We start from the raw sequence: 13,604 nt of genomic DNA, 5'->3' as shown, positions 1-13,604 counted from the left end.
ACCAGAGGTGCCGCGGAACCGGCGTTGCCGGGCCGCAGGCGCCGCCCCCTTGAGGGGGTCGCGCGCCGCGCGGCGGGGGTGGCTCAGAATTCAGCATCCAGTTCATCGATGTCATCCGGCTCAGCCTCCGCAGCCGCCACCCACTCCTTCATCGCCGGCAGCGCCATGATGGTGTCGCAGTAGGCCACACACACCTCGTCGATCGCCACCCCGTAGGTGATGAAACGCGTCACCACGGGCGCAAACATCGCGTCCGCCATGCAGGGTTTGGCACCGAACAGGTAGGGCCCGCCGTACGTTTCCAGACACTCCGTCCAGATCGCCTCGATGCGGTCGATGTCGGTGCGCGCACGCGACCAGAGTTTGAAATTCGGAAAGTGCGCCTTGATGTTCATCGGCAAGGACGAGCGCATGGAGCTGAAGCCCGAATGCATCTCGCCGCAGATCGCGCGGCAATGCGCACGCGCCGCGCGGTCGGCCGGCAGCAGGCCCGCCTTGGGTTTGATTTCGTTGAGGTATTCGCCAATCGCCAGCGTGTCCCACACGTGGATGCCGTCGTGCTCCAGCGCCGGCACGCGCATGGAAGCCGAGAGCAGCAACATCTCGGCTTTCATGGCCGGATCGTCGGGGGAAATGATCTTTTCGGTGAACTCCAGCTTGGCCAGGCGCGCCATCAACCAGCCGCGCAGGGCCCAGGCGCCGTAGTTCTTGCTGCTGATCGTGAGTACCGTTGTGGCCATGACTGCTCCTCGTTGACCCTGCGTCGTAGACCCTGCTCTCAGCAAGGGCTGTGCCACCAAAATGACACACCACGCACCGGGCCGGTGCAGTGCTGGTTGGCGCGTTCCTTGCCTGCAGGGCAACACCTTGTTTCGGGATCCCGACATGCTGTACCAGGCCTACCAGACCCAGTCCGACCTGCTTTCGCCGTTGCGACTCATGGCCCAGCACCTGAGTGCCTCGCTGTGGTTGCAGGACACCGAACGCAGCGTGGTGCGCAAGGTGGCGTCCGCCTGCGACGTGATCTCCCGACTGCGCCTCACCCACTCGCGTCCGCCCTACAACATCGGCGAGGTGATGGTGGGCGACAGGGCCGTACCCGTGACCGAAGAGGTCGTGCTCACCCTGCCCTTCGGCACGCTGCTGCACTTTCGCAAAGACGGTGTGGAGCCGCAGCCGCCGGTGTTGCTGGTGGCGCCGCTTTCCGGCCACTTTGCCACCCTGCTGCGCGAGACCGCGCGCACCCTGCTGCAGGACCACGACGTGTACATCACCGACTGGCACAACGCACGCGACGTGTCGCTGCTGCACGGTGGCTTTTCGCTCGACGACTACATCACCTACATGATCCGCTTCACCGAGGCCATTGGCCCGGGCAGCCACATGGTGGCGGTGTGCCAGCCCTGCGTGGCTGCCCTGGCCGCCACGGCCGTGATGGCCGAAGACGACAACCCCGCGCAGCCGCGCAGCCTCACGCTGATGGCCGGCCCGGTGGACTGCCGCGTGAACCCCACCGAAGTCAACCGGTTGGCCACGAGCAAGCCCATTGAATGGTTCGAAAAGAACCTGATCAACCACGTGCCGCTGCCGCACGCCGGTTTCATGCGCCGCGTCTACCCCGGCTTCATCCAGCTCTCGGCCTTCATGGCCATGAACCCCGAGCGTCACAAGCAGTCGTTCCGAAACATCTACGACCACCTGGAGCACGGCCGCACCGAAGAAGCACGGGCGATCCAGGATTTCTACGAGGAATACCTCGCTGTCAACGACCTGCCGGCCGAGTTTTACCTGGAGACCGTGGCCAAGGTGTTCCAGACCTACGACCTGCCGCGCGGTGAACTCACCTGGAACGGGCGCAAGGTCAACCCGGCCGCCATCCGCCGCACCGCGCTCATGACGGTCGAAGGCGAGCGCGACGACATCTGCGCGGTGGGCCAGACGGTGGCGGCGCAAGACCTGTGCAGCAGCGTGCGCCCTTACCTCAAGACGCACCATGTGCAGACCGGCGTGGGCCACTACGGCGTGTTCAGCGGGAGGCGCTGGAACCAGCAGATCTACCCACGCGTGCGCGACATGATCCACGCCACGATGGGTTGAACCCTTGGCCCTATGAGAAACGCCCCGGCTTGCGGGGCGTTTCTCATGGGGCCTGTGCGGTTCAGCGTGCGCGGGCGGCGGGTTGCGGCTCGTCTTCGGCCGGCCAGTCGCGGATGTAGGCCTTGAGCATCTGGTTCTCGAAGTTCTGGCTGTCCACCACCGCCTTGGCCACGTCGTAGAAGCTGATCACGCCCATCAGCATCTTGTTGTCCATCACCGGCATGTAGCGGGTATGCCGCTCCAGCATCATGGGGCGCACCTGCTCCAGCTCGGTCTCGGGCGTGCAGCTCATGGGGTGGTCGTCCATCACGGTGCGCACGGTCTTCTCGCCGAGTGCGCCGCCATTGCGTGCCAGGGTGTGGATGATCTCGCGGAAGGTGAGCATGCCCACCAGCTCGCCGTGGTCCATCACCGCGAGCGAACCAATGTCGAACTGCGACATGGTCTCCACCGCGCGCTGCAGGGTTTCCAGGGGGTGGGTGGTGTAGAGCGTGCCGCCCTTGACGCGAAGGATGTCGCTGACTTTCATGCCTGGTCTCCTGTTTTCGGTGGTGTCTCCAGCATGGCTGGCATGCCCGCAATATACCCCCACAATACCGCTCAAAACCAGTGCGCGCCAGCCCCCGTGCCGCGACACCGGCACACCCAGGAGACCTTTCCCATGTCCGGTTACTCAGACCCAGGCTTCGACACGCTCGCACTCCACGCGGGCGCCGCGCCCGACCCCGCCACCGGTGCGCGTGCCGTGCCGATCCACCTCACCACCTCCTTCGTCTTCGAGTCGAGTGACCACGCCGCCGCGCTGTTCAACCTGGAGCGCGCGGGCCACGTCTACAGCCGCATCAGCAACCCGACCAACGCGGTGTTCGAGCAGCGCATGGCCGCGCTCGAAGGCGGCATCGGCGCCATTGCCACCGCCAGCGGCCAGGCCGCGCTTCACCTGAGCGTGGCCACGCTCATGGGCGCGGGTTCGCACATCGTGGCGAGCACCGCGCTTTACGGTGGCAGCCAGAACCTGCTGCACTACACCATGCGCCGTTTCGGCATCGAGACCACGTTTGTCAAACCGGGCGACATCGACGGCTGGCGCGCCGCGGTGCGGCCGAACACCCGGCTCTTCTTCGGCGAGACCGTGGGCAACCCCGGCCTGGATGTGCTGGACATCCCCACCGTCTCGCAGATCGCTCACGAGGCCGGCGTGCCCCTGTTGGTCGACTCGACCCTGACCACGCCCTACCTGATCAAACCCTTCGAGCTCGGCGCCGATCTGGTCTACCACTCTGCCACCAAATTCCTGAGCGGCCACGGCACCGTGATCGGTGGTGTGGTGGTGGACGCGGGCAGCTTCGACTGGGAAAAGTCGGGGCGGTTTCCCGAGCTCACCGAAGCCTACGAAGGCTTCCACAACATGGTGTTCAGCGAAGAGAGCACGGTGGGCGCCTTCCTGCTGCGCGCGCGCCGCGAAGGTCTGCGCGATTTCGGCGCCTGCCTCTCGCCACACAGTGCCTGGTTGATCCTGCAAGGCATCGAAACGCTCTCTCTGCGCATGGACCGCCACATGAGCAACACCGAAAAGGTGGTGCAGTTTCTCGCCAGCCACCCGCTGGTGAGCCGCGTGGGCCACCCGCTGCTGGAAAGCCACCCCAGCCACACGCTCGCCGAGAAGCTGTTGCGCTTCGGCGCGAAGGGCGCAGGCTCGGTGTTCAGCTTCGACATCCGGGGCAGCCGCGAGCAGGGCAAGGCCTTCATCGAAGCGCTCAAGATCTTCAGCCACCTGGCCAACGTGGGCGACTGCCGCTCGCTGGTGATCCACCCGGCCAGCACCACGCACTTCCGCATGAGCGACGAGGCGCTGGCGGCCGGTGGCATCGGCCCGGGCACGATCCGGCTCTCGATCGGACTGGAGGACGCCGACGACCTGATCGACGATCTCAAGCGCGCTCTCAAGGCAGCGGAAAAGGCGGGGGTCTGACCATGTACCTGCAAGTCAACGGCGCCAACACCTACTGCTATACCGGCGGCAAGCCCTTCGATGCCGCCAAGCCCACGGTCGTCTTCGTCCACGGCGTGCTCAACGACCACAGCGTGTGGGCACTGCAAACCCGCTACCTCGCGCACCACGGATGGAACGTGCTGGCGGTGGACCTGCCTGGTCACTGCAAGAGCGAAGGCGAAGCGCCTGCGTCGGTGGAAGCCGCCGCCGACTTCGTGGCAGCGTTGCTGGACGCGGCGGGTGTGCAGAAAGCCGCGCTGGTCGGCCACAGCTGGGGCTCCCTCATCGCGCTGGAAGCGTCCGCGCGCTTGAAAGAACGTGTGAGCCACCTGGTGCTGGTGGGCACGGCCTACCCCATGAAGGTCTCGCCTGCGCTGATCGAGGCTGCACTGAACGAGCCCGAAAAGGGCATGAAGATGATCAACGTGTTTTCGCGCAGCACGCTGGCGGCACCACCCTCGGCGCTTGGTCCCGGCACCTGGGTGTACGGCTCCAGTCTTGCGTTGAACCGCCGGGTGTTGCGCAGCAATGCGAAGGTCAATGTGTTTCACCGCGGATTCGTGGCCTGCGACAGCTACGCAGGCGGTGAAGCGGCCATGGCGCGGATCACCTGCCCGGTGCTCTTTGTGCTGGGCGGGCAGGACCAGATGACGCAGCCCAAAGCCGCGCAGGGCCTGGTCGCCGCGGCCAAGGCCGCCGGCCACCGCGTTTCGGTGGTCAACGTGCCGGTGGGCCACCACCAGATGACCGAGGCGCCCGAAGAAACCCTGGCGGCCATGCGCGACTTTCTGCGCGCCACGCCATGAGTTTTGTGCTGCGGCCCGAGCACATCACGCCGCCCATGGCGCCCGATCGTGCGCGCGACATCGCTGCCCGGTTCGACCTGCGCGCGCTCCCGCCCGACTTTCTGGCCAACCCCTACCCGGTGTACGCCGCGCTGCGCGAGCACGAGCCCGTGCGCCGCATGCCCGACGGCTCGGTGTTCCTCACACGCTGCGCCGATTTGATGGCGGTGTACCGGGACGCGCAGGCCTTCAGCTCCGACAAACACGTCGAGTTCGCGCCCAAGTACGGCGCGGGCTCCGCGCTGTTCGAGCACCACACCACCAGCCTGGTGTTCAACGACCCGCCGCTGCACACGCGTGTGCGCCGCCTCATCATGGGAGCGCTCACGCGCCGGGCCATTGCCGACATGGAGCCGGGCCTCATTGCGTTGGTGGACTCGCTGCTGGACGACCTGGCCGAGCGCGGTGGTGGTGACCTGATCGAGGACTTCGCCTCGGCCATTCCGGTGGAGATCATCGGCAACCTGCTCGATGTGCCGCACGCAGACCGCGGCCCACTGCGCGACTGGTCACTCGCCATCCTGGGCGCGCTGGAGCCCACGCTCACACCGCAACAGCAGGCCCTGGGCAACCAGGCCGTGACGGACATGCTGGCCTACCTGCGCACGCTGGTGGTGCAGCGCCGCCAGCACCCTGGCGACCCGGAACGCGACGTGCTCACACGCTTGATCCAGGGCGAGGACGGCGGTGAACAGCTGAGTGAAGTCGAGCTGCTGCAGAACTGCATCTTCCTGCTCAACGCCGGCCACGAGACCACCACCAACCTGATCGGCAACGGCCTGATCGCGTTGCAGGAGCATCCGCAGGCGCGCCAGTTTCTGCACACCGCGCTGAAGCAAACGGAAGACGATGCAGCAGCGCAAGAGGCGGTGCTCACCCGTGCGGTGGACGAGTTCCTGCGCTTTGAATCGTCGAACCAGCTCGGCAACCGCCGCGCGGTGAAGGACACGCAGGTGGGCGGTGTGGCCCTGCCCGCCGGCACGCTGGTGACGCTGTGCATCGGCGCGGCCAACCGCGACCCGGCGCAGTTCCCCGACCCCGAGGTGCTCAAGCTCGCGCGTGAGAACAACAAACATCTGGCCTTCGGCTTCGGCATTCACCAGTGCGCAGGCCTGAGCCTGGCGCGGCTGGAAGGTCGCGTCGCGATCGGTCGCTTCCTGCAGCGCTTCCCCGATTTCAAGTTGACCGAAGCGCCGGTGCGCGGCGGCCGGGCCCGGTTTCGCGGTTTCCTGCGCGCGCCGTTTTCGGTGAGCTGAACCCGCGTCAGCCCGAGGCGACCGAAGGGCCTTCCGCCATTTCCTGCGCTGCCGTCGACAAAGGCGTGGACGCCAAGGCCTGCGCCAGGCTGAGCCCGGCCCAATGGCTCTCCGACCAGAAACGCGCGGTGTTGGGCTGCCGGGCGAGCAACAGACGTTCCACCAACGGCGCCATGGGCGTGCGCGACGGGTCGACCAGCATCACATACCGCTCGCCGTCTTCGTCGAGCCGGCCCAGCCAGTCCAGCGCGACCAGCGTGGCCACGGGTTCTTCCAGCTGCAAGGCATCCACCCGCAACACCTGGGCCAGGGCTTCCAGGCTCAGGCCCTTGGGCGACGTGTCGCGCGCGGTGTGCAACTGCTCCAGCACTTCCAGCGCGAGCTGAAAGCTCCAGCCCGGCGTGTCGCCGCGCCGTGCAATGCCCGAGAGCAGGCTGGGCAGGTAGGCGGCCACCACAGCGCCCAGCAGCACGATCACCCAGGCCACGTAAAACCACACCAGCAGGATCGGCACAGTGGCAAACGTACCGTAGACCACCGAGTAGGTGGGCACCTGCGCGAGGTACCAGGCCAGCAGCTTCTTGGCCAGCTCCAGCCCGGTGGCCACGAAAATGCTGCCGATGAGCGCATGGCTCCAGCGCACCCGCGTGTTGGGCACATACCGGTACAGCGCCGCAATGCCGCCGGTGACCAGTGCGAACTGGATCGTTTCCAGCAGAAAACGCACCCCACCCGGCAGGCCGGACACCACCCCGCGCGAGGCGGTGACGGCGTAGGTGGTCACCGTCAGGCTGCCCGCCAGCAGCAACGGCCCCAGCGTGAGCACCGCCCAGTACACCAGCACCCGCTGGGTGAACGAGCGCGGCTGGCGCACGCGCCAGATGTCGTTGAGCTTGCGGTCGATGGTGAGGATCAGCGCGAGCGCCGTGACCAGCAGCACCAACGCGCCGGCCCAGCCGATCTGCCCGGCCTTGCCGGCGAACTGGTTGAGGTAACTGAACACCTGCTTGGCGATGTCGGGCGGCACCAGGCTTTGCACCAGCCAGCGCTGCAGCGTGACCTGCAACCGGTCGAACATCGGGAACGCGCTGAAGATGGCCAGGGCCACGGTGAACAGCGGCACCAGCGAGATGGTGGTGGTGAAGGTCAGGCTGCTGGCGGTGATGCCCAGGCGGTCTTCGCGGAAGCGTTCGCGAAGAGTGATGGCGGTGTTGGCCCAGGGGAAATTCAGGGCATCGCGCCACAGGGCGCGAGCGAGGGTTTCCAGTGCACGCGCTCTCTCTTTGAAGGTCATCCCGGTATCATGCCACCTGCTCTTTCTCCCCCGCCATGCCCGACATCTCCTCCGCCCCCAGCCCCGATGCCCTCCTCCCCACTCAGGGAGATTCGGCACGCGCCGTCAACGCCACCCGCTGGCTGGCCGTGGGCAGCCTGCTGGGCCTGATCGTTCTCGGATTTCTGTGGGAGATGTGGCTGGCCCCGCTGCGCGAAGGCGGGTCCTGGCTGGTGCTCAAGGTGCTGCCGCTCACGATTCCACTGGCCGGTCTGCTGAAGAACCGCATGTACACCTACCGCTGGGTCAGCCTGATCGTGTGGCTGTACTTCACCGAAGGCGTGGTGCGCGCCACCAGCGACACCGGCCCTTCGGTGTGGCTGGCGCTCATCCAGACGCTGCTGTGCGTGGCCTTGTTCGTGGCCTGCGCCCTGCACGTGCGCATCCGCCTGCGCGCGGCCGGCAAGGAAGCCGTGGCGGCCGATGTGGCCAGCAACACCGCCGCAGCGCAGGGCACGGCGCCCGCTGCCCCCGCCCAGCCATGAGCGCGCAACACGCCGGGCTGCTGGCGCAACTGCGCCAGACCGTGGGTGACGCTCACGTGCTCACGCACGACGATCCCGCCACCGACCTCTCGGCCTGGGAACAGGACTGGCGCAAGCGCGCCCACGGCCGTGCACTCGCCGTGGTGCGGCCCGGCAGCACCGCCGAGGTGGCTGCGGTGGTGCGCGCGTGCGTCGCTGCAGGTGTCTCGCTCGTGCCGCAAGGCGGCAACACCGGCCTGGTGGTGGGCTCGGTGCCCGACGCTTCGGGCACGCAGGTGGTGCTGAGCCTCATGCGCCTGAATGCCGTGCGCGCCATCGACCCGGCCAACCTCACCATGACGGTGGAGGCCGGCTGCGTCTTGCAGACCTTGCAGGACACGGCGGAGAAGGCCGGCTTTCTGTTCCCCCTGAGCCTGGCGGCCGAAGGCAGCTGCAGCATCGGCGGCAACCTCGCCACCAACGCCGGTGGCACGCAGGTGGTGCGCTACGGCAACGCACGCGACCTCTGCCTGGGTCTGGAGGTGGTGACCGCGCAAGGCGAGGTCTGGCAAGGGCTGAGTGGTCTGCGCAAGGACAACACCGGTTACGACCTGCGCGACCTGTTCATCGGCAGCGAAGGCACGCTGGGTGTGATCACCGCCGCCACGCTCAAGCTGTATCCGCTGCCCGCCGCGCAGCTCACCGCCTGGGCCGCGCTGCCCACGCTGGACGCTGCGGTGGCCCTGCTCGGTCTCGCGCACCAGCACCTGGGCGCGGGGCTCACCGGCTTCGAGGTCATGGGGCAATTTGCGCTGAGCCTGGTGGACAAACACATGCCGCAGTTGCGGGTTCCGTTGTGGAAGGACACACCCTATTGTGTTCTCCTGGAGAACAGCGACAGTGAATCCGAAGCGCACGCGCGGGCCCAGTTCGAGCGTCTGCTGGAAACGGCCTTCGAGCAAGGCCTGGTGACCGACGCGGTGGTGGCCGAGAGCCTCGCGCAGGCCCATGCGCTCTGGCATATCCGCGAGAGCATTCCACTCGCGCAGGCCGAGGAAGGCCTGAACATCAAACACGACATCAGCATCCCGGTCTCGCACATCCCGGCCTTCTGCGCCGAGACCGACGCCTTGCTGCAGCGCGAGATCCCGGGCGTGCGGCTGGTGAACTTCGGCCACCTGGGTGACGGCAACCTGCACTACAACGTGCAGGCGCCCGAGGGCGGTGACGCCCGGAAATTCCTGAACGAGCAGGAAACGCGCGTGAACAGGCTGGTTTTTGACGCGGTGGCGCGCTACCATGGCTCGATCAGCGCCGAGCACGGCGTGGGCAGCCTCAAGGCCGACCACCTGCCCCATTACAAGGACCCGGTTGCCCTGGGTTTGATGCGGGCCGTCAAGCAGGCGCTGGACCCGCACAACCTCCTGAACCCCGGCCGCGTCCTCACACCATGATCTCCCGCCACCTGCTCCGCTGTCTGCTCACGCTGGCGCTCGCCGCCGCGGGTCAGGCGCACGCGGTCGACGCGGCGCAGCGCCAGGCCTGGCGCGAACAGGCGCAAGCCCTGGAGCACGGTGAGGGTGTGAAGCGCGACACCGAAGCCGCCATCCGCCTGTATTGCCAGGCCGCGCTGGCGGGCGATGCGGTGGCGGCCTACAACCTCGGCTGGCTCTACGCCAACGGCCGCGGCGTGGAACGCCACGACGGCTACGCCGCCCACTGGTTCGCCCGCGCGGCATTGCTGGGCGACACCCACGCCGAAGGCATGTTCAACCGCCTGTCCACCCCGGCCGACAAGCCCGAGTGTGTGCAGCAGGCCGAACGCACCGAACTGCAACGAGCCAACGAAGCCGAGCAGGCGGCCGAGGTCACCGCACAGGCCACGCGTTACCAGGACCTGGTGGACACGCCCGAAGAGCGGCGCATCATGAAGATCGTCTACAAGCTCGCGCCGCAGTTCGGCATCCAGCCCGGCCTGGCGTTTGCGGTGATCCGCGCCGAGTCCAACTTCAATGTGAACGCCCTGTCCGACAAGAACGCGCAGGGCCTGATGCAGCTCATTCCCGAAACGGCCGAGCGCTTCAACGTGCGCAAGCCTTTTGACGCCGAGCAGAACATCCGCGGCGGGCTGTTGTACCTGCGCTGGCTGCTGGCCTATTTCAGGGGCGACGTGCCCCTGGTGCTGGCCGCCTACAACGCGGGCGAAGGCACGGTCGACCGATTCCGTGGCGTGCCGCCCTACCCCGAGACCCAGGGCTACATCAAGCGCATCCAGCAGGTGTTTGCGCTGCAACACCACCCCTTCGACGCCCGCATCACCTCTCCTTCGCGGGCCCTGCCCCTGCGCAATCCATGACCCGTCCCATCCGTTCCCAGTACGAAGACTTCATGCGCCACGTGTTCACCACGGGCGTCCAGAAAACAGACCGCACCGGCACCGGCACCACCAGCGTGTTTGGCCACCAGATGCGCTTTGACCTCAACGAAGGTTTTCCGCTGGTGACCACCAAGAAGGTGTTCACCAAGGCCATCATCGTGGAGCTGCTGTGGTTCCTGCGCGGCGACAGCAACGTGAAATGGCTCCAGGAACGCGGCTGCACCATCTGGGACGAGTGGGCGCGTGACGACGGCGACCTGGGCCCGGTCTACGGCGTGCAGTGGCGCAGCTGGCCCACGCCCGATGGCGGCCACATCGACCAGATCGCCGAGGTGGTCAAGCAGCTCAAGACCAACCCGGATTCGCGCCGCATCATCGTGAGCGCATGGAACGTGGCCGACCTGAACAAGATGGCGCTCATGCCATGCCACGCGTTCTTCCAGTTCTACGTGGCGCCCGCCACCGAGCCGGGAGGTCGCGGCAAGCTCAGCTGCCAGCTCTACCAGCGAAGCGCCGACATCTTCCTCGGCGTGCCTTTCAACATCGCCAGCTACGCGCTGCTCACCCACATGCTCGCGCAGCAGTGTGACCTGGACGTGGGCGACTTCGTCTGGACCGGTGGCGACTGCCACATCTACAGCAACCACCACGAGCAGGTGCAGCTCCAGCTCTCACGCCAGCCCATGGCCTACCCGACGCTGCACATCAAGCGCCGCCCCGCCAGCATCTTCGAGTACGAGCTCGACGACTTCGAAGTGCAGGGCTACGAACACCACGCGGCCATCAAGGCACCGGTCGCGGTGTGATCAACCGCCGCCAACTGTGGGCGCTGCTCGCGCTCACGCTCATGTGGGGCGTGAACTGGCCCATGATGAAGCTCTCGCTGCAGGAGCTCTCGCCCCTGTACTTCCGCGCCAGCACCATGCTGCTGGGTGGTTTCTGGTTGTTTGTGTATGTGGCGCGGCGCGGTGAGCGCATGTGGCCGGCACGCGCCGAGTGGGCTACCATCGCCTGGCTTGGTCTGCCCAATGTGCTGGGCTGGCACACGCTGTCCATCTTCGGTGTGAAAGAGCTGGCCTCGGGCCGTGCCGCCATCCTCGGCTTCACCATGCCGATCTTCACCGTGCTGATCGGTGCGGCGTTCTTCGGTGAACGTATCACGCCGCGCGTGCGCGTGGCGGTGGTGTGCGCCGGCATCGCCATCGGCCTGTTGCTCTGGCACGAACTGCAAAGCCTGAGCGGGCGTCCCGTGGGCATTGCCTGGATGTTGGGTGCGGCCTTCTGCTGGGGCCTGGGCACGCTCATGTTTCGTCGCGCGAAGTTCACGCTGTCGCCCATGGTGGTCACGGTGTGGATGCTGCTGCTGGGCAGCGCGGTCGTTTGGGCGCTGGCCTTCGCGCTCGAGCCACTGCCCACGCCGTCAACCTTCTCCACCCCCATGTGGATCAGCCTGCTGTATGGCGTGTTCGTCAACTACGGCATCGCGCAGCTGATCTGGTTCGGCATGGCGCGCGACCTGCCGCCCGCCACCAGCGCCATGAGCATCATGGCCATCCCGCTGGTGGGCACCCTGAGCGCCACCCTCATCGTGGGCGAGGTGCCGCACTGGCAGGACTGGGTGGCCATCGGCTTTGTGATGATGGCGATTGCCAGCGTGCTGCTGCCTCCGCGCACGAGGCTGCCCAGCCCGGGGCCGGCGGCACAATAGCGGCATGCCCGCAACCTCCCCGCCCCGCCTCCACCTCATCTTTGCGCGCGCCGCCAACGGCGTGATCGGCAAGGACAACGCCCTGCCCTGGCACCTGCCGGAAGACATGGCGCACTTCAAACGCACCACGCTGGGGTGCCCGGTGATCATGGGTCGCAAGACCTGGGATTCGCTGCCGCCGAAATTCCGGCCGCTGCCGGGGAGGCTCAACATCGTGGTCACGCGCAACGCGCAATGGCAGGCAGAAGGTGCCGCGCGCGCCGGCTCGCTGAAAGAGGCCATGTCACTTTGCCCGCCCGACGTTGACGCGTGGGTGATCGGCGGGGCGCAGTTGTACGCAGCGGCCGAGCCGCTGGCCCAGCGGGCCGTGATCACCGACATCGACCAGGCTTTTGAAGGCGACGCCTGGGCACCCACCTTGGGGCCGGCCTGGGTGGAAACCGCGCGGGAAACCCATGTGGCTGCCAGCGGCCTGGGCTACGCCTTCGTCACCCTGGAACGCCGTCCATGAGCTACGCCGTCAAGGAAATGTTCTACACCTTGCAAGGCGAAGGCCTGCGCGCGGGCCGCCCTTCCGTGTTCTGCCGTTTTGCAGGCTGCAACCTCTGGAGTGGGCGCGAAGAAGACCGCGAACGCGCCGTTTGCCGGTTTTGCGATACCGACTTTGTGGGCACCGACGGCGTGCGGGGCGGCAAATTCTCAATGGCATCCACACTGGCAGAGCAGGCGGCTTCGTTGTGGCCGGCTGGCCAGGATCACCGCTACATCGTTCTCACCGGCGGCGAGCCGCTGCTGCAGGTGGACGCGGCGCTGATCGAAGCCCTGCACGCCGAAGGTTTCGAGATAGCCCTGGAGACCAACGGCACGCTGCCGGTTCCACCGGGGATCGACTGGATCTGCGTGAGTCCCAAGGCCGGCGCCGACTGGGTGCAGCGCAGCGGCCACGAACTCAAACTGGTGTGGCCACAGCCAGCCCTGCTGCCTCACGACGTGCAGGCACAGACGGACCTGCGCTTCGACCACTGGCTGCTGCAACCCATGGATGGCCCCGAACGTTCCGCCAACACCCGCAGCGCCATCGATCATTGCCAACAACAACCGCGCTGGCGCCTGTCGCTGCAGACGCACAAGATCCTCGACATCCCATGACTCTCCCGACCAACGCAGTGCACGAACTGTCCCAGCGTTTTTACTTCGAGGCCGCCCACACACTGCGCCGAGTGGTCGAAGCCGAAGGCAGCCGCCGCGTGCACGGCCACACCTACGAGGCCGAAGTGACCGTGCGCGGCACGCCGGATGCCCATGGCATGGTGATCGATCTGGGGCTGCTCAGAGCCGAGATTGCACAGGTGCGCGACCGGCTCGACCACCATTTGCTCGACGAGGTTGCGGACCTGGGCATTCCCACGCTCGAGAACCTCTGCAGCTACATCCGCAGCCACCTCGCGCCCTCGGTGCCGGGGCTGTGCGCCGTCATGATCGAACGCCGCGCCAGCGGTGACCGCTGCGCGTTGCGCTGGTAACGAGGACC

General features: G+C 66.8%; 15 protein-coding genes. 12 read left to right on the top strand and 3 right to left on the bottom strand.

All coding sequences use genetic code 11. From position 1 onward, the window contains the following. Nucleotides 1-83: 83 nt before the first annotated feature. Nucleotides 84-740, bottom strand: coding sequence for a glutathione S-transferase (locus tag BSY239_RS05690; RefSeq protein ID WP_069045993.1), 657 nt, complete (start codon nt 738-740; stop codon nt 84-86). A 145-nt stretch (nt 741-885) separates the two neighbouring features. Here BSY239_RS05690 and BSY239_RS05685 point away from each other — a divergent pair, with 145 nt between their 5' ends. Next, nucleotides 886-2,097 (top strand): polyhydroxyalkanoate depolymerase, encoded by a 1,212-nt coding sequence (locus BSY239_RS05685; protein ID WP_069045992.1) that lies wholly within the window; start codon nt 886-888, stop codon nt 2,095-2,097. Nucleotides 2,098-2,158: 61 nt separating this feature from the next. On the opposite strand, the gene BSY239_RS05680 is transcribed toward BSY239_RS05685, so the two are convergent. Continuing rightward, nucleotides 2,159-2,626: a CBS domain-containing protein gene (locus tag BSY239_RS05680; RefSeq protein WP_069045991.1), complete on the bottom strand. Its 468-nt coding sequence runs from the start codon at nt 2,624-2,626 to the stop codon at nt 2,159-2,161. A 132-nt stretch (nt 2,627-2,758) separates the two neighbouring features. Here BSY239_RS05680 and BSY239_RS05675 point away from each other — a divergent pair, with 132 nt between their 5' ends. The 3 genes from BSY239_RS05675 to BSY239_RS05665 are packed head-to-tail and all read left to right on the top strand — an operon-like array spanning nt 2,759 to nt 6,191. After that, nucleotides 2,759-4,069 carry an O-acetylhomoserine aminocarboxypropyltransferase gene (locus BSY239_RS05675; RefSeq protein ID WP_069045990.1) on the top strand — a complete coding sequence of 437 codons (1,311 nt, stop codon included), beginning with the start codon at nt 2,759-2,761 and terminating at the stop codon, nt 4,067-4,069. A 2-nt stretch (nt 4,070-4,071) separates the two neighbouring features. Further along, entirely contained in the window at nt 4,072-4,896 is an 825-nt protein-coding gene (locus BSY239_RS05670; protein ID WP_069045989.1) for an alpha/beta fold hydrolase, read from the top strand. A 35-nt stretch (nt 4,897-4,931) separates the two neighbouring features. After that, the gene (locus BSY239_RS05665) at nt 4,932-6,191 is read left to right on the top strand and encodes a cytochrome P450 (protein ID WP_069048803.1); all 1,260 of its coding nucleotides are present in this window, start codon (nt 4,932-4,934) and stop codon (nt 6,189-6,191) included. Between the two features lie 7 nt (nt 6,192-6,198). Here BSY239_RS05665 and BSY239_RS05660 read toward each other — a convergent pair whose 3' ends face one another. Next, nucleotides 6,199-7,485: a YihY family inner membrane protein gene (locus BSY239_RS05660; protein WP_069045988.1), complete on the bottom strand. Its 1,287-nt coding sequence runs from the start codon at nt 7,483-7,485 to the stop codon at nt 6,199-6,201. 35 nt (nt 7,486-7,520) lie between these two features. Between BSY239_RS05660 and BSY239_RS05655 the strand changes: the two genes are divergently transcribed. From BSY239_RS05655 to BSY239_RS05620, 8 genes are read left to right on the top strand one after another with little or no spacing between them, the layout of a single operon-like run. After that, nucleotides 7,521-8,009 carry a DUF2069 domain-containing protein gene (locus BSY239_RS05655; RefSeq protein ID WP_069045987.1) on the top strand — a complete coding sequence of 163 codons (489 nt, stop codon included), beginning with the start codon at nt 7,521-7,523 and terminating at the stop codon, nt 8,007-8,009. After that, nucleotides 8,006-9,442, top strand: a complete 1,437-nt coding sequence (locus tag BSY239_RS05650) for an FAD-binding oxidoreductase (RefSeq protein WP_069045986.1) — start codon at nt 8,006-8,008, stop codon at nt 9,440-9,442. The genes BSY239_RS05655 and BSY239_RS05650 overlap by 4 nt, the downstream gene beginning before the upstream one ends. After that, nucleotides 9,439-10,344 (top strand): lytic transglycosylase domain-containing protein, encoded by a 906-nt coding sequence (locus BSY239_RS05645; RefSeq protein WP_069045985.1) that lies wholly within the window; start codon nt 9,439-9,441, stop codon nt 10,342-10,344. The genes BSY239_RS05650 and BSY239_RS05645 overlap by 4 nt, the downstream gene beginning before the upstream one ends. Beyond that, nucleotides 10,341-11,171, top strand: coding sequence for a thymidylate synthase (locus BSY239_RS05640; protein WP_069045984.1), 831 nt, complete (start codon nt 10,341-10,343; stop codon nt 11,169-11,171). The genes BSY239_RS05645 and BSY239_RS05640 overlap by 4 nt, the downstream gene beginning before the upstream one ends. Then, nucleotides 11,168-12,073 carry a DMT family transporter gene (locus BSY239_RS05635; protein ID WP_236944137.1) on the top strand — a complete coding sequence of 302 codons (906 nt, stop codon included), beginning with the start codon at nt 11,168-11,170 and terminating at the stop codon, nt 12,071-12,073. The genes BSY239_RS05640 and BSY239_RS05635 overlap by 4 nt, the downstream gene beginning before the upstream one ends. A 4-nt stretch (nt 12,074-12,077) precedes the next feature. Further along, nucleotides 12,078-12,584, top strand: a complete 507-nt coding sequence (locus tag BSY239_RS05630; RefSeq protein WP_069045983.1) for a dihydrofolate reductase — start codon at nt 12,078-12,080, stop codon at nt 12,582-12,584. Beyond that, on the top strand, nt 12,581-13,222 hold the full coding sequence (gene queE / locus BSY239_RS05625; protein ID WP_069045982.1) for a 7-carboxy-7-deazaguanine synthase: 642 nt from the start codon (nt 12,581-12,583) through the stop codon (nt 13,220-13,222). The genes BSY239_RS05630 and queE overlap by 4 nt, the downstream gene beginning before the upstream one ends. Then, nucleotides 13,219-13,596: a 6-pyruvoyl trahydropterin synthase family protein gene (locus BSY239_RS05620; protein ID WP_069045981.1), complete on the top strand. Its 378-nt coding sequence runs from the start codon at nt 13,219-13,221 to the stop codon at nt 13,594-13,596. Before queE ends, BSY239_RS05620 begins: the two co-directional genes overlap by 4 nt. Nucleotides 13,597-13,604 lie beyond the last annotated feature (8 nt).

It is taken from the genome of Hydrogenophaga sp. RAC07 (assembly GCF_001713375.1).
Taxonomy (GTDB): domain Bacteria; phylum Pseudomonadota; class Gammaproteobacteria; order Burkholderiales; family Burkholderiaceae_C; genus Hydrogenophaga.
Note: the sequence above shows the minus strand (reverse complement) of the source record. Positions and strands in the feature narration are given on the sequence as shown.